The sequence below is a fragment of the Variovorax paradoxus genome, assembly GCF_030815855.1.
Taxonomy (GTDB): Bacteria; Pseudomonadota; Gammaproteobacteria; order Burkholderiales; family Burkholderiaceae_C; genus Variovorax; species Variovorax paradoxus_M.
Window position 1 is genome coordinate 1,267,829 of the sequence record NZ_JAUSXG010000001.1, and the last position, 19,950, is coordinate 1,287,778.

Annotated in this window: 20 protein-coding genes; 9 read left to right on the forward strand and 11 right to left on the reverse strand. The window is 67.3% G+C overall.

Going from position 1 to position 19,950, the window contains the following annotated elements; genetic code table 11:
- Window positions 1–122: 122 nt before the first annotated feature.
- From QFZ42_RS05940 to QFZ42_RS05950, 3 genes are read right to left on the reverse strand one after another with little or no spacing between them, the layout of a single operon-like run.
- Window positions 123–1,484 (reverse strand): NAD(P)H-dependent oxidoreductase, encoded by a 1,362-nt coding sequence (locus QFZ42_RS05940; RefSeq protein WP_307700068.1) that lies wholly within the window; start codon window positions 1,482–1,484, stop codon window positions 123–125.
- Window positions 1,485–1,488: 4 nt separating this feature from the next.
- On the reverse strand, window positions 1,489–2,364 hold the full coding sequence (locus QFZ42_RS05945; protein ID WP_307700069.1) for a phytanoyl-CoA dioxygenase family protein: 876 nt from the start codon (window positions 2,362–2,364) through the stop codon (window positions 1,489–1,491).
- A complete protein-coding gene (locus QFZ42_RS05950) occupies window positions 2,361–3,065 on the reverse strand; it encodes a GntR family transcriptional regulator (protein ID WP_307700070.1) in 705 nt (234 codons plus the stop codon). The genes QFZ42_RS05945 and QFZ42_RS05950 overlap by 4 nt, the downstream gene beginning before the upstream one ends.
- Before the next feature lie 116 nt (window positions 3,066–3,181).
- Between QFZ42_RS05950 and QFZ42_RS05955 the strand changes: the two genes are divergently transcribed.
- Window positions 3,182–4,138: a threo-3-hydroxy-L-aspartate ammonia-lyase gene (locus QFZ42_RS05955; RefSeq protein WP_307700071.1), complete on the forward strand. Its 957-nt coding sequence runs from the start codon at window positions 3,182–3,184 to the stop codon at window positions 4,136–4,138.
- 13 nt (window positions 4,139–4,151) lie between these two features.
- Here QFZ42_RS05955 and QFZ42_RS05960 read toward each other — a convergent pair whose 3' ends face one another.
- The 4 genes from QFZ42_RS05960 to mutL all read right to left on the reverse strand — a co-directional run bounded on the left by QFZ42_RS05960 (window position 4,152) and on the right by mutL (window position 8,911).
- Complete coding sequence (locus QFZ42_RS05960; protein WP_307700072.1) at window positions 4,152–4,802, reverse strand: ABC transporter ATP-binding protein; 651 nt, start codon at window positions 4,800–4,802, stop codon at window positions 4,152–4,154.
- On the reverse strand, window positions 4,799–5,791 hold the full coding sequence (miaA, locus tag QFZ42_RS05965; protein ID WP_307700073.1) for a tRNA (adenosine(37)-N6)-dimethylallyltransferase MiaA: 993 nt from the start codon (window positions 5,789–5,791) through the stop codon (window positions 4,799–4,801). The genes QFZ42_RS05960 and miaA overlap by 4 nt, the downstream gene beginning before the upstream one ends.
- Window positions 5,792–5,833: 42 nt before the next feature.
- The gene (locus QFZ42_RS05970) at window positions 5,834–6,832 is read right to left on the reverse strand and encodes an alpha/beta hydrolase (RefSeq protein ID WP_307700074.1); all 999 of its coding nucleotides are present in this window, start codon (window positions 6,830–6,832) and stop codon (window positions 5,834–5,836) included.
- Between the two features lie 186 nt (window positions 6,833–7,018).
- Window positions 7,019–8,911, reverse strand: coding sequence for a DNA mismatch repair endonuclease MutL (gene mutL, locus QFZ42_RS05975; protein WP_307700075.1), 1,893 nt, complete (start codon window positions 8,909–8,911; stop codon window positions 7,019–7,021).
- 104 nt (window positions 8,912–9,015) lie between these two features.
- Here mutL and QFZ42_RS05980 point away from each other — a divergent pair, with 104 nt between their 5' ends.
- Window positions 9,016–9,684, forward strand: a complete 669-nt coding sequence (locus QFZ42_RS05980) for a DedA family protein (protein ID WP_307700076.1) — start codon at window positions 9,016–9,018, stop codon at window positions 9,682–9,684.
- A gap of 61 nt (window positions 9,685–9,745) precedes the next feature.
- Here QFZ42_RS05980 and QFZ42_RS05985 read toward each other — a convergent pair whose 3' ends face one another.
- The 3 genes from QFZ42_RS05985 to tsaE all read right to left on the reverse strand — a co-directional run bounded on the left by QFZ42_RS05985 (window position 9,746) and on the right by tsaE (window position 12,268).
- Entirely contained in the window at window positions 9,746–10,042 is a 297-nt protein-coding gene (locus tag QFZ42_RS05985) for a glycine zipper domain-containing protein (RefSeq protein WP_307700077.1), read from the reverse strand.
- 142 nt (window positions 10,043–10,184) lie between these two features.
- A complete protein-coding gene (locus QFZ42_RS05990; protein ID WP_307700078.1) occupies window positions 10,185–11,762 on the reverse strand; it encodes an N-acetylmuramoyl-L-alanine amidase in 1,578 nt (525 codons plus the stop codon).
- Complete coding sequence (tsaE, locus tag QFZ42_RS05995) at window positions 11,759–12,268, reverse strand: tRNA (adenosine(37)-N6)-threonylcarbamoyltransferase complex ATPase subunit type 1 TsaE (protein WP_307700079.1); 510 nt, start codon at window positions 12,266–12,268, stop codon at window positions 11,759–11,761. The genes QFZ42_RS05990 and tsaE overlap by 4 nt, the downstream gene beginning before the upstream one ends.
- Between tsaE and queG the strand changes: the two genes are divergently transcribed.
- Window positions 12,254–13,342: a tRNA epoxyqueuosine(34) reductase QueG gene (gene queG, locus QFZ42_RS06000; RefSeq protein ID WP_307700080.1), complete on the forward strand. Its 1,089-nt coding sequence runs from the start codon at window positions 12,254–12,256 to the stop codon at window positions 13,340–13,342. The two genes, tsaE and queG, sit on opposite strands and share 15 nt — an antisense overlap.
- On the opposite strand, the gene QFZ42_RS06005 is transcribed toward queG, so the two are convergent.
- Entirely contained in the window at window positions 13,339–14,256 is a 918-nt protein-coding gene (locus QFZ42_RS06005; RefSeq protein ID WP_307700081.1) for an AEC family transporter, read from the reverse strand. The two genes, queG and QFZ42_RS06005, sit on opposite strands and share 4 nt — an antisense overlap.
- Before the next feature lie 105 nt (window positions 14,257–14,361).
- Here QFZ42_RS06005 and QFZ42_RS06010 point away from each other — a divergent pair, with 105 nt between their 5' ends.
- From QFZ42_RS06010 to QFZ42_RS06035, 6 genes are all read left to right on the forward strand, one after another.
- Window positions 14,362–15,336 carry a tripartite tricarboxylate transporter substrate binding protein BugE gene (locus QFZ42_RS06010; RefSeq protein ID WP_307700082.1) on the forward strand — a complete coding sequence of 325 codons (975 nt, stop codon included), beginning with the start codon at window positions 14,362–14,364 and terminating at the stop codon, window positions 15,334–15,336.
- 66 nt (window positions 15,337–15,402) lie between these two features.
- Window positions 15,403–16,314, forward strand: a complete 912-nt coding sequence (gene xerD, locus QFZ42_RS06015) for a site-specific tyrosine recombinase XerD (protein WP_307700083.1) — start codon at window positions 15,403–15,405, stop codon at window positions 16,312–16,314.
- A gap of 12 nt (window positions 16,315–16,326) precedes the next feature.
- Window positions 16,327–17,100: a DUF72 domain-containing protein gene (locus QFZ42_RS06020; protein WP_307700084.1), complete on the forward strand. Its 774-nt coding sequence runs from the start codon at window positions 16,327–16,329 to the stop codon at window positions 17,098–17,100.
- A 17-nt stretch (window positions 17,101–17,117) separates the two neighbouring features.
- Window positions 17,118–18,092 carry a Bug family tripartite tricarboxylate transporter substrate binding protein gene (locus QFZ42_RS06025; RefSeq protein WP_307704177.1) on the forward strand — a complete coding sequence of 325 codons (975 nt, stop codon included), beginning with the start codon at window positions 17,118–17,120 and terminating at the stop codon, window positions 18,090–18,092.
- 45 nt (window positions 18,093–18,137) lie between these two features.
- On the forward strand, window positions 18,138–18,707 hold the full coding sequence (locus QFZ42_RS06030; protein WP_307700085.1) for a TetR/AcrR family transcriptional regulator: 570 nt from the start codon (window positions 18,138–18,140) through the stop codon (window positions 18,705–18,707).
- Between the two features lie 95 nt (window positions 18,708–18,802).
- Window positions 18,803–19,936 (forward strand): thiolase family protein, encoded by a 1,134-nt coding sequence (locus QFZ42_RS06035; RefSeq protein WP_307700086.1) that lies wholly within the window; start codon window positions 18,803–18,805, stop codon window positions 19,934–19,936.
- Window positions 19,937–19,950 lie beyond the last annotated feature (14 nt).

Genomic DNA, 19,950 nt, shown 5'->3' on the forward strand with positions numbered 1-19,950 from the left:
CTGAGCAGGATCGCTCACCACAATGACGGCCCGCTGCCGGTCATTTCGACACGGCGTCCGTGTCGAGCAGATGATTTTTTACGCTATTGCCGTTCGGCGCAACGGTTGCGATACCTACGGTTTCAGGCTGCCTTGGCCTGATCGGCAGGCGCAAACATGGCTTCCATCTCGTTTCGCAGCCTGCAGGCGGAGGTCGAGGTGTCCATGGCCACATCGGCCCAGCAGAGGCTCTGGCCTTTCTTCACCGCGCGCACCAGCCTGACGTTGTGCGCCAGCCCGAGCGGCAGGCCGCCCAGCCGCATGGAGCGCTCGGCCGGCAGCAGCTTGCCCCAGACGGTGTAGCCGCCTTCGCCGTCGAGCATTTCACCGGGCGCGAGGTCGCGCTTGGCCGTGGCCACCACGTCGGCGTTCCAGCAGGTGGCGGCGCCGGTCGCTTCGCCGCGCAAGGCGACGCTTGCCACGGACATGCCAACCTCCAGGCCGATCAGGTGCCAGCGCTTGTAGAGCGTGAAGTAGCGCCCGCTCGGGTCGGTGTGCGCGTTGTATTCCTCGAAGCAGTTCTTGATGTAGTCGGTCTCGGCCTCGACCGTGACCCACACGCCCATGCGGATGTCGTACGGAATCTTTCGCCCATCGGCTTCGAGCGAGGAAATGACTTCGACCATGCCCTTGCGCTCCAGCACGCCGCCTTCGCTCTGCGGCCGCGTGACGAAGGGAATGTCTTCCACGCTCGCGGGCGGATAGAGCAAGCCGTCCGAAGGCACCGTGAGGCCGGTGGCATTGGCCACCGCGGAGCTTTCGATGGATGGCTTGGAGCCGTCGAGAAAGCTGTTGAACATCTTCGGGTTGAGCCCGCCGCGCAGCGCCTGTTCGGGCGTGAGGCCGTAGTTGCCCCACACCGTTTCCGGCGTCGATTCGGTGAAGTGAGGCAGCCACTTGTGGCCGCGACCGGCCGCCACCACCGGAAAGCCGCAGGTGCGTGCCCAGTCGACCAGGTCGCAGATGAGCGCGGGCTGGTCGCCGAAGGCCAGCGAATAGATCACGCCGGCCTGCTGCGCCTTGTGCGCGAGCAGCGGGCCGCAGAAGGCATCGGCCTCGACGGTCACGTTGACCACGTGCTTGCCGTGCGCGAACGCGTCGAGGCAGTGATCGACCGCAGCCACCGGATTGCCGGTGCACTCGACCACGATGTCGATGGAGGGCTCGCGCGTCACGGCCTGCCAGTCTTCGGTGATCCAGCTGTTGCCGGTCTTCAGCGCCTCCTGCATCGACCCCGCCGCGGCGCGTTGCGGGTTCCAGCCGACGCGCTCGAGGTTGACGCGCGCCGCCGCGGGCGAGAGGTCGGCGATCGCCACCAGTTGCACGCCGGGCGTGCGCGGAATCTGCGCGAGATACATCGAGCCGAACTTGCCGGCGCCGATCAGGCCGATGCGGATGGGGCGGCCTTCGGCGGCGCGCTGCTGCAGGCGGGTGTGGAGACTCATGGCGTCAGGCCTCCACGGTATCGAGAACTTCGAGCGACGTACGCAACGCGCTTTCGGGCAAGCCGTTCTTCCACGGCACCTCGACCGGGTAGGGCTTCAGCAGGCAGTCGTCGGGCAGCATCTCGATGGGCGTGAAGTCCCGGTGCGCGATGTACTCGGGCCGCTTGTGGCGGCGGATGTGGTTGCTGACGGCGCACAGGCTCAGGTACACCGCCACTCGGTTGAAGGGCGACAGGTTGCTGCCCGAGGCATGCACCAGGCAGCTGTGGAACAGGATCATCGAACCTGCGGGTCCCTTGGGCGAAACGATGCCTCCGTTTTTTCCTCCGGCGCGGTCCACCAGTTGCCGGATCAGGTCGTGGTCCACGGTCCAGAGCGGGTAGCTGGTGGTCGTGGCGTCGTGCTTCGCATCGACCACGCCCTTGCGGTGGCTGCCCGGAATGAACATCAACGGGCCGTTGTGCTCGTTCACGTCATCGAGAAAAATGGCGACGTTCATCGCGCGCTCGGTCGGCATCAGGTCGTCGTTGAGCCAGGTGCCGTAGTCCTGGTGCCACTGCCACACGTCGCCTTCGAAAGCCATCTTGCCGTTGATCTTGAACTGGTGCATGTAGACCTCTTCGTCGAACAGATCCATCACCGGCCCGACCATGCGCGGGTGGCGCGCGAGCCGCGCGAAGGGCTCGCTGATCAGGTGCGCGGCAAAGTTCGTGCGCACGGCGTCGGAGCCTTTCTCGCGCACGTTGAAGGCTTCGCGCTTGCTGTACAGGTCGGGCACCGCATCGGTCAGCGCCCTCGTTTCTTCGGGCGAGAAATGGCCGGGGAAGAACAGGTAGCCGTCGCGCTCGAATTGCGCGCGTTGCTCGGGTGTCAGCTTCATGCCTTGTCTCCTTTGCGGGTGAGGGTGTTGGATGCGGTGCGCGCCAGTTGCTCGGCGAGGCGACGGCTCAGTGCCTCGCTGGCCTGCGCGACGTGTTCTTCGCTCAGGCGCGCGGCGCGGTCCGCGTTGCCTGCGGCCATCGCATTGGCGATGGCTTCATGCTCGTTCCACAGCGACTCGCGCTGCGGCTCGGCCTGCAGCACCGCACCCATGGCGCGCCGCAGGTGGCGCCAGTGCGGGTCGGCGCTCTGGCCGATCAGCGGGTTGCCCGAGGCTTCGTAGATGGCGCGGTGAAAGGCCACGTCGGCATCGATCATGGCTTCGACATTGCGCCCGCGCGCGGCGCGGCGGCCGCGCTCGATGAGCTTGGGGTCGATGCGAAAACGCTGCTGCGCGGCGAGCCGCGCGGCCAGCACGTCGAGCGCGCCGCGCACCTGATAGATCCTCTGCATGCCCTCGGCATCGAGCGGCGCTACCAGCACGCCGCGGCCGGGCGCGTCATGCACGAAGCCGTCTTTCTTGAGCAGTCGCAGAGCCTGCAGCACCGGCTGGCGCGACACCGAAAGGCGCTGCGCAATGTCTTCCTGCGTGAGGCGCTCGCCGGGGGCCAGCGAGCCGCTGCTGATGGCTCCGAGCAGGGCGCGGTAGACCTGGTCGACGAGGTCGGGCGCGACTTCGATGCTGAGGAGCTGGGCCGGCATGGGAACGTCTTTCTCTGAACTCTGTATACAGAGTACGAACTTCGAGCCGGTCGCGCATCCCGGGTTTTTACCGACGAGGGCTGCAAAAGAACGTAAGCCTTCGCTAAGCTCGGCGCATGCAACTACCTACCTACGACGATGTGATCGCCGCGGCCGCGCGGCTCGAGGGGCATGCCCACCGCACCCCGGTGCTGCAGTCGGCCACCGCCAATGAGCGCTGGGGTGCCCGGTTCTTCTTCAAGTGCGAGAACTTCCAGCGCATGGGCGCGTTCAAGTTCCGCGGCGCCTTCAACGCGCTCTCGAAGTTCGATGCGGCGCAGCGCAAGGGCGGCGTGATCGCTTTTTCGTCGGGCAATCACGCGCAGGCCATCGCGCTGTCGGCGCGGCTCTTGGCGATGCCGGCCGTGATCGTCATGCCCAAGGACGCACCAGCCGCCAAGGTTGCCGCCACGAAGGGCTATGGCGCCGAAGTGGTGATGTACGACCGCTTCACCGAAGACCGCGAGGCGCTCACGAAGCGGCTTGCGCAGGAACGCGGCATGACGATGATTCCGCCCTACGACCATCCCGACGTGCTCACGGGGCAGGGCACGGCGGTGAAGGAGCTGATCGAAGAGACGGGGCCGCTCGACCACCTGTTCGTGTGCCTGGGCGGCGGCGGGCTGCTGTCGGGTTCGGCACTGTCGGCGCGCGCGCTGTCGCCCGATTGCAAGATCTACGGCGTGGAGCCCGAGGCAGGCAACGACGGGCAGCAGTCGCTGCGCAGCGGGAAGATCGTGCACATCGAAACGCCGAAGACCATTGCCGATGGCGCGCAGACGCAGCACCTGGGCGAGTACACCTTCGGCATCATCCAGCGCGACGTGCACGACATCTTCACAGTGACCGACGACCAGCTGGTCGAAGCGATGCGCTTCTTCGCCGAGCGCATGAAGATGGTGGTGGAGCCCACAGGATGCCTTGCCTTCGCGGGCGCGGTCGCAGCGGGCAAGCTCATCGAGGGCCAGCGCGTGGGCATCGTGATCAGCGGCGGCAACGTCGATCTCTCGCGCTACGCGGCGCTGCTGGCCTGAGTCTTTCAGGCTCTCAGGCGCGGATTCCCCCGGCCGTCAGGTGCAGCAGCCGGTCGGCACGGGCCGCCGCGCTCTCGGAGTGCGTGACGAGTACCAGCGAAGCGCCGTGCTCGCGGGTCTGGCCGATCAGCAACTCCATCACCTTCGCAGCCGTGGTCGGGTCGAGATTGCCGGTGGGCTCGTCGGCGAGCAGCAGCGCGGGCCGGTGCACCAGTGCGCGCGCAATCGCCACGCGCTGCAACTGGCCGCCCGAGAGCGTCTGCGGCAGGCGCACGCCCATGCCGGGCAGGCCCACCGCATCGAGCATGTGCGCGACGCGGCTTTCCTCGCGCTGGCGGCCCAGCAGCATCAGCGGCAGCGACACGTTCTGCGCCACGTCGAGGTGCGGCAGCACATGGAAGGCCTGGAACACAAAGCCCACATGGCGGCGGCGCCAGAGCGCGCAGGCTTCGCCGTCGAGCGCGCCGATGTCGGTGCCCTCGTGCGTGACAGTGCCCGCATCCCAGCTGTCGAGGCCCGCCATGCAGTTGAGCAGCGTCGACTTGCCCACGCCCGATTCGCCCACGATGGCGACGAACTCGCCGGGCTCGACGGTAAGCGTCACGTTCTCGAAGACGGGCACGTCGCCGTAGTGCTTGGCCAAGTTGGAAATGCGCAGCGTCATGCGGCGCTCGCCATCGCCGAGATGCGCTGAACGGCGGCCTGCACCGCATCGGGTGTGTCGCAGGCGATCACGGTGCGCGCGGGCATGCTGCGCAGCCAGGTGATCTGCCGCTTGGCGAGCTGCCGTGTGGCGGCGATAGCGCGTTCGCGCAGCGCGGCGATCGCCCTGGCGTCGGGGGGCGAGCCGCCGCAGGCATCGAGCATCTCCCACGCCTGGCGGTAGCCGACGCAGCGCATCGAGGGCAGTCCGGTCGTCAGATCGCCACGTGCGCGCAGCGCTTTCACTTCGTCGAGAAAGCCCGCCGCCAGCATGGCGTCGAAGCGCTCGGCGATGCGCGAATGCAGCCAGGCGCGATCGGAGGGTTCGAGCGAAAAGAGAACGCCGCCGTCCAGCGCTTTCGCGGCCTTGTTGTCGCTCGTGTGAAAGCTCGACAAGGGTTGGCCGCTGCTCTCCCACACTTCGAGCGCGCGCTGGATGCGCTGACTGTCTTGCGGCGCCAGGCGCGCGGCTGTCACAGCGTCGACCTTGGCGAGCCGTGCGTGCATGGCGGGCCAGCCCAGCGCCGCGGCTTCGGCGTCGATGCGCGCACGCACCGCGGCGTCCGCGGCCGGCATGGCGTCGATGCCGTCGAACAGGGCCTTGAAGTAAAGCATGGTGCCGCCCACGAGCAGCGGCAAGGCGCCGCGCGCGCGGATCTCGCCGACGAGCCGTGTCGCGTCGGCCACGAAGGCGGCCGCGCTGTAGCTTTCGGCGGGGTCGAGGATATCGATCAGGTGGTGCGGCACCATGGCCTGTTCGGCCTTGCTCGGCTTGGCGGTGCCGATGTCCATGCCGCGGTAGACCAGCGCGGAATCGACGCTGACGATCTCGACCGGGCGCACGCGTGCCAGCGCGAGCGCTACGGCGGTCTTGCCGGAAGCGGTCGGCCCCGCGAGCGCGATGTATTTCAGGTTTTCAGGAGGGCCGGAAGCGGCGACGGAGGGCGGCATAAGCGCCCGAGGGTAACAACAAAACGAAGCCGGGACTTCAGCTCAGATTGCCTGCGCGCTTGCCGCAGCCTTGGCGCGTGCTTCCTGCGGCAGAGCGGCCGAATCCGCGCGGCCGGGCACCGGCAGCACCGGCACCGGCTGCGCGCCGTGCACCACGGGTGCGCCTTCCGTTTGCCGCGAGGCCAGCGTGGTTTCGGGCTTCATGCGGAACAGCTGCAGGAGCGCTGCGCGGTACTGCGCCTCGCCGATCGAATTGGTGTTGTGATGCGACCCGCCCTCGACCAGCACGAAGAGCTTGGGTACCGTGGCCGCGTTGTAGAGCTTGCGGCCCAGCGTGGGGTTGATCAGGCTGTCGGCTGTGCCATGCACCACCAGCAGCGGCGCGCCGATGTCCTTGACCCGGTTGATCGCCTCGAAGCGCTGCGTGATGAGGGCGCCGAACGGCAACCAGCCCCACTTGAAGCCGCTCACGACGTCGGCAATGGAAGTGAAGGTGCTTTCGACGATGGTGCCGCTCTCGTCGTTGACGCTCGCGGCCAGGTCGATGCCGATGGCGCCGCCGAGCGAGTGACCGAAGATGTAGCGATGCTGCCGCGGGTGGCGAGCAGCCAGCCAGGTCCAGGCGGCGCGGGCGTCTTCGCGCGCGGATTCTTCCGATGGCAGACCCTTGGAACTCTTGCCGAAACCCCGGTAGTCGATGGCCAGCACCGAAAAGCCCAGTTCGTGCATGCGCTGGATGCGAGGGGCCGAGCCGGCCACGTTGTAGCGGGCGCCGTGCAGGTACAGCATGACCGGGCGGTCGGTGGTCTCGGGCTCGCCGCCGAGCCAGAGGCCATGCAGACGCGCCGGTTCACCGGTGATGGACGATTGGAAGTCGATCCAGACGTCCTGCATGCCCTCGGTCATGGTGGCGGTGTTGCCCCAGCTGCGGTCGCTCGGTTGAAAGATCCACTCGCGTTGCTGCTCGTCGAATGTGGAGCAGCCGGCGGCCAGAAGGGCGCACAGCGAAAGAACGGAGGCAAGCAGGGACCAGCGCTTCATGGACTATGAGGGACAGCGAAGTCGGCAGAAAGTTCATACGCTTTCGACTGAAACGCGCCGACACTGCGCCTCAGGACCTCCCCTGCAGTGCTCCGGTGGCACTTTGTTCTACATATGCAACGCCCATGCCCGTTTGGCGGATGACCGCCAAAAACTCCGGAAAAACCCTCAAAAAGCCCGGATTTGCTATCTGCCGCGCATGAAAAGCGCGTCCAACTCGCGAATCGACAGCTGTCGCCAGGTGGGGCGGCCGTGATTGCATTGGTCCGAGCGCTCGGTGGCTTCCATTTGACGTAATAAAGCGTTCATTTCGTCGATGGTGAGCTTGCGGTTGGCTCGCACCGCACCATGACAGGCCATGGTCGAGAGCAGTTCGTTCTGTGCCCGTTGCACCACAGTGCTGGCGTCGTGCTGCGCCAGTTCGGCCAGCACGCTGCGCGCGAGCTCGACCGGATCGCCGTCGGCCAGGCTGCCCGGCACCGCGCGCACCGCAAGGGTGCGGGGCGAAAAAGGCGTGATCTCCAGGCCCAGCGTGGGCAGTACCGCGGCGCACGCCTCGGCGGTGGCCACTTCCTGGGGCGTGGCCGCGAATGTGGCCGGAATCAGCAGCGGCTGGCTCGTGATGGCCGCGCCGTCGAGCTGCGTCTTGAGCCGCTCGTAGACGATGCGTTCGTGCGCCGCATGCATGTCGACCACGATCAGGCCCTGAGCGTTCTCGGCCAGGATGTAGATGCCGTGCAGCTGCGCGAGCGCGCGGCCCAGCGGCCAGGCTTGTTCGTGGGTGGCAAGGGACTCGGAAGCCGCCGGGCCGGCCGGCAGCCCGACGGGCGCCCGGAACGACATGGGCGGCGTGCCGATCACCGGCCAGCGGGAGATTTCGGCCCCGGATTGCTCCATTGCGGAATCGTCGCCTCGGCGCGGCCACATCGCGTCGAAGTCGCCCACGCCGCGCTCCGCCGCCACGAAATTCATGGCGGGTTGCGCCCAGGTGGCCCCCGAGGCGGGCACATTCGGCTTGAAAAAAGGCTGCTGCGCGGCGGCCGGCATCACCGCATCACCCGCGCGGGGCGCGGCCAGGGCGTTCTCGATGGCATGGCGCACCGCCTGGTGCACCTCGCGGCCGTCGCGAAAGCGCACTTCGATCTTGGTCGGATGCACGTTCACGTCGACGCGCGACGGATCGATTTCGACGTAGAGCGCATACACCGGCTGGCGCTGTCCGTGCAGCACGTCTTCGTAGGCGCTGCGTACCGCGTGCGAAAGCACCTTGTCGCGCACGAAGCGGCCGTTGACATAAAAGAACTGCTGGTCGCCGCGCGAGCGGGCCGCGTCGGGAATGCCGGCACGGCCCACCACGCGCACCGCGCCGCCGAGGTGATCGACGGCCACGCTTTGCGCCACGAAGTCGTCGCTGAGCGCATCGGCCAGGCGCTGCTCGCGCTGGTCGGCGGCGCGCCATTGCTCCATGAGCTTGCCGTCGTGCCAGACCGAAAAACCGACCTCGGGCCGCGCCAGCGCGTGGCGGCGCACGGCCTCGATGCAGTGGGCCAGCTCGGTGGCGTCGGTCTTCAGGAACTTGCGGCGCGCCGGGGTTGCGAAGAACAGCTCCCGCACTTCGACCGTGGTGCCAACGGAGCGTGCCACCGGGCGCAGCTCGCCCGTGCGGCCATCGAGCGCGAAGGCGCTGTCGGCGCCGGTAAAGCGCGAAAGGATGCTGAGCTCGGCAATCGCGTTGATGGCCGCGAGCGCCTCGCCGCGAAAGCCCATGGTGCCGACCGTTTCGAGGTCGTTGAGGCTCGCGATCTTGCTGGTCGCATGGCGGCGCAAGGCCACCGTGAGTTCTTCGCGCGGAATGCCCAGGCCGTCGTCTTCGACCGAGATCAACCGCACGCCGCCCGAAGCCAGCCGCACCGTGACATGGCTGGCGCCCGCATCGAGCGCGTTGTCGAGCAGTTCGCGCACCACCGAAGCCGGCCGCTCGACCACTTCACCGGCGGCGATCTGGCTGATCAGCTCGTCGGGAAGCTCGCGGATCGGCCGGCGTTCGAGGGAGGGAATGGAAGAGGGAAGGGCGCTCACGCGAGCATTCTAGAAGCCCCGCAGGGATGTATCGACCTGTCATTCCGCGTCTCCGAATCCATCACCGGACGCCCGTGGACTTGCAGCACGGATAATCCGCCACCATGGAAATCATCAGCTTTCTCGTCGACTTCATCCTGCATGTCGACAAACACCTCGAGGCCTTCGTCGTCGCCTATGGCCCCTGGGTCTACGCGCTGCTCTTCCTGATCGTGTTCGTGGAAACCGGCGCGGTGGTGATGCCGTTCCTGCCCGGCGACTCGCTGCTCTTCATCGTGGGCGCGCTGTGCGGCGTGGGGCTCATGAGCTTTCCGGTCGCATGCGCAGTGCTGATCGTCGCGGCCATTATTGGCGACCAGTGCAACTACAGCATCGGCCGCTATTTCGGGCCCAAGGTTTTCAAGTGGGAGAGTTCGCGCTTCTTCAATCGCAAGGCCTTCGACCAGGCGCATGCGTTCTACGAACGCTACGGCGGCGTCACGATCGTGCTGGCGCGCTTCATGCCGTTCATTCGCACTTTCGCGCCTTTCGTGGCGGGCGTGGCTGAAATGAACCGCGCGAAGTTCACGATGTTCAATGTGGGCGGCGCGCTGCTCTGGGTACTCGGCATTGCAACGGCGGGTTACTTCTTCGGCAACCTGCCTTTCGTTCGCGAGCATCTCGACAAGATCATCTGGGCGCTGATCTTCGTGCCTGGCCTGATTGCGATCTTCGGCGCCTGGCGCGCCTCGCGCGCCGAAAAAGCGCGCGCGCAATTGCCTTCGAAGGCCTGAACACCCCGCATGAAAAAAGCGCGCCAGTGGTGGCGCGCTTCACAAGGGGGATGGCAGAGGGTCAGTAGTTCGGGCCGTTGCGCGGGTAGTAGGTGCCCGGCGGATAGGCGCGCTGGCTCTCGTAGTAGTTGCGCTCGTTGCGCTCGTCGACACTGCGGCCGACCTGGTTGCCGATCACGCCGCCAATGGCTGCGCCGCCCAAGGTGCTGCCGGTGTTGCCGCCGATGGCATGGCCCACTGCCGCGCCGCCGAGTGCGCCCACCCCGGTGCCCAGGTTCTGATTGGGGCCGGATGCACAACCCGCCAATGTCATGACCGTGGTCGCTGCTGCAGCGGTAATCCAGATTCGTGCCTTCATGATGTCCACCTTTCTAGAGTGATGGGTTCATCATGAGCAAGAGGGGCCAGGCCCCTGTGTAGGAGCCTGCCGCGCCTGACTGTGCGGTGCCACGGGCCGGTTGGCGTGGGACAGCAGGGCGGCGCGTTCTAAACTGAAGGTTCTAAAGCTGGCGACTGCGCGCCAGCGGCGGGTTCTGCGCGAAGTAGCGTTGGATGCCGCGCATCAGCGCGTCGGACAGGCTTTCCTGATAAGCGACGCTGCGCAGATTCGCTTCTTCTTCGGGGTTGCTGATGAACGCCGTTTCGACCAGCACGCTCGGAATATCGGGCGCCTTGAGCACGGCGAATCCGGCCTGTTCGACCTGGGGCTTGTGCAATCGCGCGCCGATGCCGCGTATTTCGCCGAGCATGGCGCCGCCGAGCTTGAGGCTGTCGTTGATCTGGGCCGTGGTGCTCATGTCGAGCAATGCGCGCTGCACCTGCGCTTCGTGGTTGCCGACGTTCACGCCGCCCACCTTGTCGGCTTCGTTTTCCTTGTTGGCCAGCCAGCGCGCGGCGCTGCTCGAGGCGCCGCTCTGGCTCAGCGCGAAAACGCTCGCGCCGCGCGCGGCCGGGGTGGTGAACGCATCGGCGTGGATGCTCACGAAGAGATCGGCCTGCACGCGCCGCGCTTTCTGCACGCGCACGCTGAGCGGCACGAAGAAATCGGCATCGCGCGTGAGAAACGCGCGCATCGGATTGCCGCCGACGCTGCTGGCGTTGATGCGCTCGCGCAGGCGATGCGCAATTTGCAGCACGATGTCTTTCTCGCGCGTGCCGTTCGGGCCGATGGCGCCTGGGTCTTCGCCGCCATGGCCGGGATCGAGCGCCACGATGATGATGCGGTCGGTGCGGCTTGCGGTGGCGCCGCCGCGCGAGGCGGTGACCGGCGCAGGAGGAGGCGCGACGGCCACCGGAGGTGCAACGGGCGGTGGCGGCGCTGCGGGGCCGGGCCGCGTCGACTGCTGCGTCATCAGTTCGCCGAGAGGGTCGGGCGCAGGCGTAGGCGCAGGTGTGGACGGGGGCATGGCCACCGCCACCGGCGGCCGCGCGGGAGGCGCGCTGCTGTCGGGCAAAGGGCGCGGCGCCGGCACGTTGGGCGAGGGCCGCACGAGGATCGGCGGCCCGCCGTCGGGCGCGGGGCGCAAAGAGGGTGCCGCGGGCGGCGGGACCGAAGGCGCGCTGGCCACAGCGGTGTCGTTTCCTCCGCCGCCGTTGCCTCGCGGCGCTTCGCGCAGCCGCTCGGTGATCAGCGCTTCCATCGGATCGACGGCTTTTTCGGGATAGAGGTCGAGCACCAGCCGGTGCTTGTACGCGGCGATCGGCGCGAGCGAGAAGACCTGCGGCACCACGGCCTGCTTGAGGTCGAACACGATGCGCACGACCTTCGGCGCGTTCTGCCCGACACGCAGGCCGTTGATGTAGGGGTCGCCCGGCTTGATCTTGCCGACCAGCTCGCGCAACTCGGGGTTGAGGTCGATGCCTTCGATGTCCACGGCCAGCCGCGGCGGGCTGCCGACCACCAGCTGCTGAGAATTGAGCCGCGCATCGGACTCGATGGTCACGCGCGTGTAGTCGGCCGCGGGCCACACGCGCACCGCGAGGATGGTGGCGCCGCGCGCAATCTGGTGCACGCCGAGCATCAGCGCGATGCTGCCGCCCTGAAGCAGCACGCGCCGTTTGAGGCCGCCCGCCTTCATGCGGCGATGTGCGTCAGCAGATCGCCGCCGCGAGGAGTGTTCGCAAGAAGGGTCACGCTGCGTGTGTCGTCTGTCATTGCTTCTATTTTAATAGCGAGGTCGGCAATTGGTGTGCGGCCTGCGGCGTTTTCGGGCCATTCGGCAAGCTTGAGCCCCGGTCCGGCGAAAATGTCACGGAAACCGGCGTCGTCCCACTCGCGCGGATCGTTGAAGCGATAGAAGTCGAAGTGAAAGATGGCGAGGCCGTCCGGTGCCTCATGCGGTTCCACCACGGCATAGGTCGGGCTCTTGATGCGGCCTTCGATGCCGAGCGCCCGCAGCAGGTGGCGCACGAAGGTGGTCTTGCCGGCGCCGAGGTCCCCGTGCAGCGCGATGAAGGCGTCGCGCAACGCGGGCGAAGCCGCGAGCGCGCGTGCGAAGGCATCGGTGTCCTCCTCGCTGCGCCAGCACAGTGTGCGGCCGGCGTTCTTCGGCGTTTCTACAATCGGCACGTGATCGTCAGCCATCCACTCGTTGCTCGTATTCAGGCATTGGCCCGGGAACTCGGATTCTCCCAAATCGGAATCGCGGGCGTCGATTTATCGAGCGCCGAGGATGGTCTGATGCAATGGCTGGCCCATGGGTTCCATGGCGAGATGAAATACATGGCAACGCACGGCACGCGCCGCGCGCGGCCGGCCGAGCTGGTGCCCGGCACGGTGAGCGTCATCACGGCGCGCATGGACTACCTGCCGCGCGACACGCCGCTCGAGAATTGGCAGGCCATGGAGTTCGAGCGCCTCGCACGGCCCGGCGAGGCCATCGTCTCCGTGTATGCGCGCGGCCGCGACTATCACAAGGTGCTGCGCGCGCGGCTCGCGAGGCTGGCCGAGCGCATCGCCGAAGAGGTGGGCCCCTTCGGTCACCGCGCCTTCACCGATTCGGCGCCCGTGCTCGAAGCCGAGCTCGCGTCGCGCAGCGGCCAGGGCTGGCGCGGCAAGCACACGCTGGTGCTGGACCGCGGCGCGGGTTCGATGTTCTTTCTCGGCGAAATCTACGTCGACATGGCGCTGCCCGAGAGCGAGCCGGTCACCGCGCATTGCGGCAGCTGCAGCGCCTGCATCGACGTGTGCCCGACAAAGGCCATCATCGCGCCGCACCGGCTCGATGCGCGGCGCTGCATTTCATACCTCACCATCGAGCACGGCGGGCCGATTCCGCTCGAACTGCGACCGCTGATGGCCAACCGCATCTACGGCTGCGACGATTGCCAGCTGATCTGTCCGTGGAACAAGTTCGCGAAGAAAAGCGCGCTGCCCGATTTCGATGCGCGCGAAGGGCTCACCGGACAGGCGCTGGCTTCGCTCTTTGCCTGGAGCGAGGAAGATTTCTTGCGCTTCACCGAGGGCAGCCCCATTCGGCGCATCGGCCACGAACGCTGGCTGCGCAACATCGCCGTGGCACTGGGCAACGCGCTGCGCGCCGGCGAAAGCGGCGCTGCCGAAGCGCTGGCCACGCGCGCATCGGATGCGAGCGAGCTGGTGCGGGAGCATGTGGCATGGGCGCTGGCGCAGCGCCCCGAGCCGGTGGCCCAGCCTTAGCGCGGCAAGGCCAGCGCAAACGGCAGGCTCGCGACGCCCAGCAGCGTCGACAGGGTCACGAGGCCGGCCACATACGGTCCGTTGTAGCCCATGCGCGCCGCGAGCACATAGGCGCTCGAGGCCGTGGGCACGGCGGAGAACGCCATCAGCACCGAAGCCTGCGTGGCGTCCAGCCGCAGCGCGCGAGACAGGCCCCAGGCGACCAGCGGCAACACCAGGTGCCGGATCGACAGTACCGACACCGCGAGCACCTTGCCGCGCCCCAGGGTGGCGAACTGCATGCCCGCGCCCGCCGCGAGCAGGCCCAACGCGAGCGACGCGGCGCCGATGCGCGTGAGCGTCGGCGTGGCCCAGTTCGGAACGGTGAAGCCCAGTAGATTGGCCAGCAGCCCCGCTACCGTGGCGACGATCAGCGGGTTGCGCACCAGTTGCTTTGCGAAGCCGCTCTGGGCATGCCGCGCCATCGGCCAGACGGCCGCGATGTTGAACATCGGCACGCACACGCCGATCAGCACCGCGATCATCAACAGGCCTTGCGGGCCGGCCAGCCGCTCGGCGAGCGCAAGGCAGATGAAGGAGTTGAAGCGGAAGCCGATCTGCGCGCTGGCCGCATGGTCGCGGCGGTCGATGTGCGAGCGGAGGCCCGGCACGTAGGGCAATGCGTAAGCCAGCGCGATGCCGCAGAGGCCGATGCACACGCCCGCGGTGAGCAGGCTCGAGGTGGCGCCGAAATCGAGCGGACTGCGCACGATCGAATGGAACAGCAGCACCGGAAATAGAAAGTAGTACACCAGGCTTTCGACCTGGTCCCACACACGGCGGTCGAGCGCGGTGTAGCGGCAAAGAAGCCATCCGATGGCAATGAGCGAAAAATCCGGAAAGAGCAGCTGAGCAAAGTTCACCGCTTCGAGCATAAACCGTGGCGGACCATGGGTAATCCACAGCACCGGCGGAATGCGAAGCCGCTAGCATCCGGGGCTTTGCTTTTCGACATCAGTCCATCAATCAAGGAGTTATAGATGCAACGTCGTCAATGGGGCGCCATGGTGGGTGCCGCCGCGCTGGTCGCGGTCGCTGGCCAGAGCTTCGCGCAAGGCTATCCCAACAAGCCGGTCGAGCTGAGCGTGCCCTTTGCACCGGGCGGTACGACCGACATCGTGGCGCGTGTGATTTCCGATCCGCTGGGCAAGGTGCTGGGCCAGCCCGTGGTGGTGATCAACCGTGCCGGGGGCGGCGGCATCGTGGGCGCCGCCGAAACGGCACGCGCCGCGCCCGACGGCTACAAGCTCGGCGTGGCCACGGTCTCGAGCACGGCGGCCAATCCGGCCATCAACCCCAAGGTGCCGTACGACCCGATCAACGACTTCACGCCGATCATCAACATCGCGGCCACGCCGAACATCATTGCGGTGAACCCGAGCTTTCCGGCCAAGAACTATGCGGAGTTCGTGGCCGAGCTCAAGAAGAACCCCGGCAAGTATTCGTATGCCTCGTCGGGCACCGGCGGCATCGGCCACCTGCTGATGGAGCTCTACAAGAGCCTCACCAACACCTTCGTCACGCACATTCCCTACCGCGGCGCGGGCCCCGCGCTCAACGACGTGGTGGCGGGCCAGGTGCCGATCATGTTCGACAACATTCCCTCGGCCATGCCGTTCATCCAGAGCGGCCGCCTGATCCCCATCGTGGTGTCGGCGCCGCAGCGCCTGGCCGCGCTGCCCAACGTGCCGACCTTCAAGGAAGTGGGGCTCGAGCCGGTCAATCGCATGGCCTACTACGGCATCCTCGGGCCCAAGGGCCTGCCGAAGGAAGTGGTCGACAAGATCAGCGCCGGCGTGAAGAAGGCGGTGGAAGATCCGGCCGTGAAGAAGCGCATCGAAGATACGGGTTCGCTGATCGTCGCCAACACGCCCGAGCAGTTCGCAGCCCAGATCAAGGCCGAGTACGAGGTCTACAAGCAGGTCGTCGTGAAGCAGAAGCTGAAGCTCGACTGATCTGCTTCCCCCCGAGCAAGCCGCCCGCGCCCGGGCGGCTTTTTTCTTTTTTGCTATCTTGCACGCATGACCGAGGCTGCCCCCAGACAAACCCCTGAAATCGACGATTTCATCGACGCCCTCTGGCTCGAGGACGGGCTGTCGAAGAACACGCTGGCCGCCTACCGCCGCGACCTGGCGCTGTTCGCGCAATGGCTTCGCAAGGAGCGCAGCGGCGTGGTGCTCGATGCCGCGCAGGAGAACGATCTGCAGGCCTACATGGGCGTGCGCCTCTCCACCAAGGGCAAGGCCACGTCGGCCAATCGGCGGCTCACCGTGTTCAAGCGTTATTACCGCTGGGCGCTGCGCGAGCGGCGCATCGTGGCCGACCCGAGCCTGCGGCTCGCGCCGGCACGGCAGATGCCGCGCGCCATCAAGACGCTGTCGGAGAAACAGGTCGACGATCTGCTGGCCGCGCCCGACGTGGAAACGCCGCTCGGGTTGCGCGACCGCGCCATGCTCGAGCTGATGTATGCGAGCGGGCTGCGCGTGAGCGAACTCATTGCGCTCAAGGCCATCGACATGAGCCTGAACGACGGCGTGCTGCGCGTGCTGGGCAAGGGCAACAAGGAACGCCTCGTGCCGTTCGGGGGTGAGGCTCGCCGCTGGATCGAGCGCTACCTGGAGGAGTCGAGGCCGGCCATTCTCGATGGCCAGCAGACGCCCGACCTGTTCGTGACCTCGCGCGGCGCGGGCATGACGCGCGTGATGTTCTGGGTCATCGTGAAGAAGCAGGCCGCGGCCGCCGGCATTCACGTGCCGCTGTCGCCGCACACGCTGCGCCATGCATTTGCGACCCACCTGCTGAACCATGGCGCCGATTTGCGCGCGGTGCAGTTGCTGCTGGGACACGCCGATATTTCGACGACCACCATCTACACCCACGTGGCGCGCGAGCGGCTCAAGCAGTTGCACGCGCAGCATCACCCGCGGGGCTGAAGGCGCGGCGAAATGGACCGCACGATGCCGCTGCCGACCTTGCGCATCGGTTGTGCCGGCTGGAGCCTGCCGCGCGCACTGTGGCCGGAGTTTCCGGCCGAAGGTTCGCACCTCGTGCGCTACGCGCAGCGCTTCGACACGGTGGAAATCGACACCTCGTTCTACCGGCCGCACCGTCGCGAAACTTATGAGCGCTGGGACGCCAGCACGCCCGAGGGCTTTCGCTTTTCGGTCAAGCTGCCGCAATCCATCACGCATGAGAAACGGCTGCTCGATGCCATGCCCGAATTCGAGGCATTCATTGCGCAAGCCGATGGGCTGGGCGCCAAGCTCGGCTGCCTCGTGGTGCAGCTTCCGCCCAGCCTCGTGTTCGATGCCGGCGCGGTGAAGCGATTTCTTGCGGCGCTGCGGCGCCGGCACTCAGGGTCGGTCGCGCTCGAACCGCGGCACCGCAGCTGGTTCGTGCCGCAGGCGGAAGCCGTGCTGTCGGATTTCGATGTCGCGCGCGTGCTGGCCGACCCGGTGCTGTTCGACGAGGCAGCCGCGCCCGGCGGATGGCCCGGGTTGGTGTACCTGCGCCTGCACGGCTCGCCGCGCCGCTACTGGTCGGCCTATGAGGACGCGCTGCTGACGCGGCTCGCCGCGCGATTGCGGCAGGCGCGCGAGGAGGGCGCGGCGTGCTGGTGCATCTTCGACAACACGGCGGGCGGCGAGGCTGTGGGCAACGCACTCACGCTGTTGCGCATTGCTTCAGAATCGGCGCTCTCCCCAGACCGGCAGCCATGAACTACCCCAGACCCGATATGCATTTCTCGTTCAAGCCCTTGTGGCTTTTCGCGGGCGTGGCGCTTTGCGCGGCCGCAGCCGGTGTGCAGGCTCAAACCGTTCCGAAGACCGTGCGCCTCATCGTCGCGTACCCCGCCGGCGGCGTCAGCGACGTGGTCGCCCGCGCGCTCGGCGACAAGCTCGCCGTCCAGCTGGGAACCACCGTGGTGGTGGAAAACCGGGCCGGCGCCAGCGGTGCCATCGGCATGGACGCCGTGGCCAAGGCCGCGCCCGATGGCGCGACGCTGGGCTTCTCGGCCATCAGCCCGCTGGTGCTGAGCCCCCACCTGGGCAAGCTGCCCTTCGATGCGCAGAAAGACATCGCGCCCGTCGCGAGCGTGATGTATTCGCCGGTGCTGCTGATCGCCACGCCGGGCAGCAAGTCAAAGGATTTTCGCGCGCTCATCGCCGATGCCAAGGCGCAGCCGGGCGCGGTGCGCTGGGCCACTTCGGGTCCGGCATCGCTCGGCCACATCGTGCTGGAGCAGGTGAGGGCGGCGACGGGCGTGGACATCACGCATGTGCCGTACAAGGGCGGCGGCCAGCAGCTCAACGATGCGCTGGGCGGGCAGTTCGAAATTCTCTCGACCAATGCGAGCCCCACGCTGTCCTCGCACATTCAGTCGGGCAAGCTGCGTCCGCTGGCGGTGGGCGCGCCCGCGCGACTCGAGAGCCTGCCGCAGGTCCCCACCCTGGGCGAGCTGGGCTACAGCGCGGCGAACATCAACTCGCTGTTCGGTGTGTTCGCGCCGGCGGCAACATCGCCCGCGCTGATCGCGAAATACAACGCCGAGATCAACAAGGCGCTGGCCAGCCCGGAGCTTCGCGCAAAGCTCACCGCCACCGACAACGTGCCGACCGGTGGCGCCCCGGCCGCCTTCGCAAAGGAAATCGCCTCGGAGTTCGAGAGCAACGGGCGGATCATCAAGGCGGCGAACATCAAGGCCGATTGATCCTGCGGCTTGCAGGCCGGTGCTTCCCTACCTTATAGTAGGTAGATGTCCAGCGCCCCCGTTTTTGCCACCGGCACCACCCGCGAGCAGATCCTCGCGGTGGCGCGCTCGCTGATCGAAACGCGCTCCTATCTGGGCTTCAGCTTCCAGGACGTGGCCGATGCGGTCGGCATCCGGAAGGCGAGCCTGTATCACCACTTTCCCACCAAGGAAGCGCTGGGCATCGCGGTGATCCGCGAGGCCACCCAGGCCTTCAAGGATTGGGACGCCGCCAGGGTGCGAACGCCGAAGGCCGCGCTCGACTCCTATTTCCGCATGTACCGCCACACGCTCAAGGCGGGTTCGGGCATGTGTCCCGCGGGGGCGTTGACGCCCGGCTGGGACTGCATCAACGAGGAGCTGCGGCAGGCCGTGCAGGAACTGCGCAATACCCAGGTGCTGTGGCTCACCGGCGTGCTGGGGGCGCTGGCGCCGGCCGGACAGAAGAAGGTCGCGTCGCTGGCGGCCTATGTGTTCTCGGTCTGCCAGGGCGCGCTGCTCGCCTCTCGCATGACGGGGCGCGCCGAAGACTTCGACGAAGCCATCGCGCAGCTCAGGAGTGCATTGCCCGGCTGATCGCCGGGCGGTATCGCAGGCACGCATCGGCGTGCCTATTTTTTGACCTGATTGCCTACCGATTGGATGGTAGTCTCATTGCAAGGAGCCTCTTCATGAAAGCCGTCATCTCCGCCTATGCCCGCTCGCCCTTCCACTTCGCGAAGAAGGGCGCGCTCGCCGAGGTTCGCCCCGACACGCTGGCCGCCGGCGTGGTGCGCGGCCTGCTGCAGCGCACCGATCTCGATCCCGCGCTGCTCGAAGACATCATCCTCGGCTGTGCCTATCCCGAAGCTTCGCAGGGCAACAACCTTGCGCGCATCGTCGGACTGCTCGCGGGCCTGCCGCACGAGGTGGGCGGCATGACGGTGAACCGCTTCTGCGGCTCGTCGATGCAGGCGGTGCACATCGCCGCGGCGCAGATCGAAGCGGGCATGGGCGAGGCCTTCCTGTGCGTCGGCGTGGAGTCGATGACGATGGTGCCGCAGGGCGGCTTCAACTTCTCGCCCAGTCCGGAGTTGATGGAAAACACCGACGCCTACATCTCGATGGGCGAGACGGCCGAGAACGTTGCACAGCGCTGGAACGTGAGCCGCGCCGACCAGGAGGCGTTCGCGGTCGAGTCCCACCGCAAGGCTGCCGCCGCGCGCGCCGAAGGCCGCCTGGCAGGCGAGATCGTGCCGGTGCGGCTGGCCTCCGGCGACGTGGTCGATGCGGACGGCTGCATTCGCCCGAGCACTTCGGCCGAGGCGCTGGCGGGGCTGAAGCCGGCGTTCCGTTCCGATGGCGTGGTGACGGCCGGCACCTCGTCGCCGCTCACCGACGGCGCCGCGGTCGTGCTGGTCACCAGCGATGCCTTCGCCGCAAGATACAGGCTGCAGCCGCTTGCGCGCATCAAGTCCTTCGCGGCGGTGGGGGTCGATCCGGCGGTCATGGGCATCGGCCCGATCCCCGCGGCGCGCAAGGCGCTGGCGCGTGCCGGCCTGAATGCTGCCGACCTCGACGTGATCGAACTCAACGAAGCCTTTTCGTCGCAGGCGCTGGCCTGCATCCGCGACCTCGGGCTCGATCCGGCGAAGGTCAATCTCGATGGTGGCGGCCTTGCCATCGGCCATCCGCTGGGCGCGACCGGTGCGCGCATCACCGGCAAGGCTGCGGCTCTGCTGGCGCGCGAGAAGGGCCGCTACGCCCTGGCCACGCAATGCATCGGCGGCGGGCAGGGTATTGCCACCATCCTCGAACGCCTCTGAAAGTCCGAGAATGC

Excerpts from the sequence above, each read along its gene's own strand:
- QFZ42_RS05940 (WP_307700068.1), bottom strand. The coding sequence starts at position 1,484 with ATGAGTCTCCACACCCGCCTGCAGCAGCGCGCCGCCGAAGGCCGCCCC.
- QFZ42_RS05945 (WP_307700069.1), bottom strand. The coding sequence starts at position 2,364 with ATGAAGCTGACACCCGAGCAACGCGCGCAATTCGAGCGCGACGGCTAC.
- QFZ42_RS05950 (WP_307700070.1), bottom strand. The coding sequence starts at position 3,065 with ATGCCGGCCCAGCTCCTCAGCATCGAAGTCGCGCCCGACCTCGTCGAC.
- QFZ42_RS05955 (WP_307700071.1), top strand. The coding sequence starts at position 3,182 with ATGCAACTACCTACCTACGACGATGTGATCGCCGCGGCCGCGCGGCTC.
- QFZ42_RS05960 (WP_307700072.1), bottom strand. The coding sequence starts at position 4,802 with ATGACGCTGCGCATTTCCAACTTGGCCAAGCACTACGGCGACGTGCCC.
- miaA (WP_307700073.1), bottom strand. The coding sequence starts at position 5,791 with ATGCCGCCCTCCGTCGCCGCTTCCGGCCCTCCTGAAAACCTGAAATAC.
- QFZ42_RS05970 (WP_307700074.1), bottom strand. The coding sequence starts at position 6,832 with ATGAAGCGCTGGTCCCTGCTTGCCTCCGTTCTTTCGCTGTGCGCCCTT.
- QFZ42_RS05980 (WP_307700076.1), top strand. The coding sequence starts at position 9,016 with ATGGAAATCATCAGCTTTCTCGTCGACTTCATCCTGCATGTCGACAAA.
- QFZ42_RS05985 (WP_307700077.1), bottom strand. The coding sequence starts at position 10,042 with ATGAAGGCACGAATCTGGATTACCGCTGCAGCAGCGACCACGGTCATG.
- QFZ42_RS05990 (WP_307700078.1), bottom strand. The coding sequence starts at position 11,762 with ATGAAGGCGGGCGGCCTCAAACGGCGCGTGCTGCTTCAGGGCGGCAGC.
- tsaE (WP_307700079.1), bottom strand. The coding sequence starts at position 12,268 with ATGGCTGACGATCACGTGCCGATTGTAGAAACGCCGAAGAACGCCGGC.
- QFZ42_RS06005 (WP_307700081.1), bottom strand. The coding sequence starts at position 14,256 with ATGCTCGAAGCGGTGAACTTTGCTCAGCTGCTCTTTCCGGATTTTTCG.
- QFZ42_RS06010 (WP_307700082.1), top strand. The coding sequence starts at position 14,362 with ATGCAACGTCGTCAATGGGGCGCCATGGTGGGTGCCGCCGCGCTGGTC.
- xerD (WP_307700083.1), top strand. The coding sequence starts at position 15,403 with ATGACCGAGGCTGCCCCCAGACAAACCCCTGAAATCGACGATTTCATC.
- QFZ42_RS06020 (WP_307700084.1), top strand. The coding sequence starts at position 16,327 with ATGGACCGCACGATGCCGCTGCCGACCTTGCGCATCGGTTGTGCCGGC.
- QFZ42_RS06025 (WP_307704177.1), top strand. The coding sequence starts at position 17,118 with ATGCATTTCTCGTTCAAGCCCTTGTGGCTTTTCGCGGGCGTGGCGCTT.
- QFZ42_RS06030 (WP_307700085.1), top strand. The coding sequence starts at position 18,138 with ATGTCCAGCGCCCCCGTTTTTGCCACCGGCACCACCCGCGAGCAGATC.
- QFZ42_RS06035 (WP_307700086.1), top strand. The coding sequence starts at position 18,803 with ATGAAAGCCGTCATCTCCGCCTATGCCCGCTCGCCCTTCCACTTCGCG.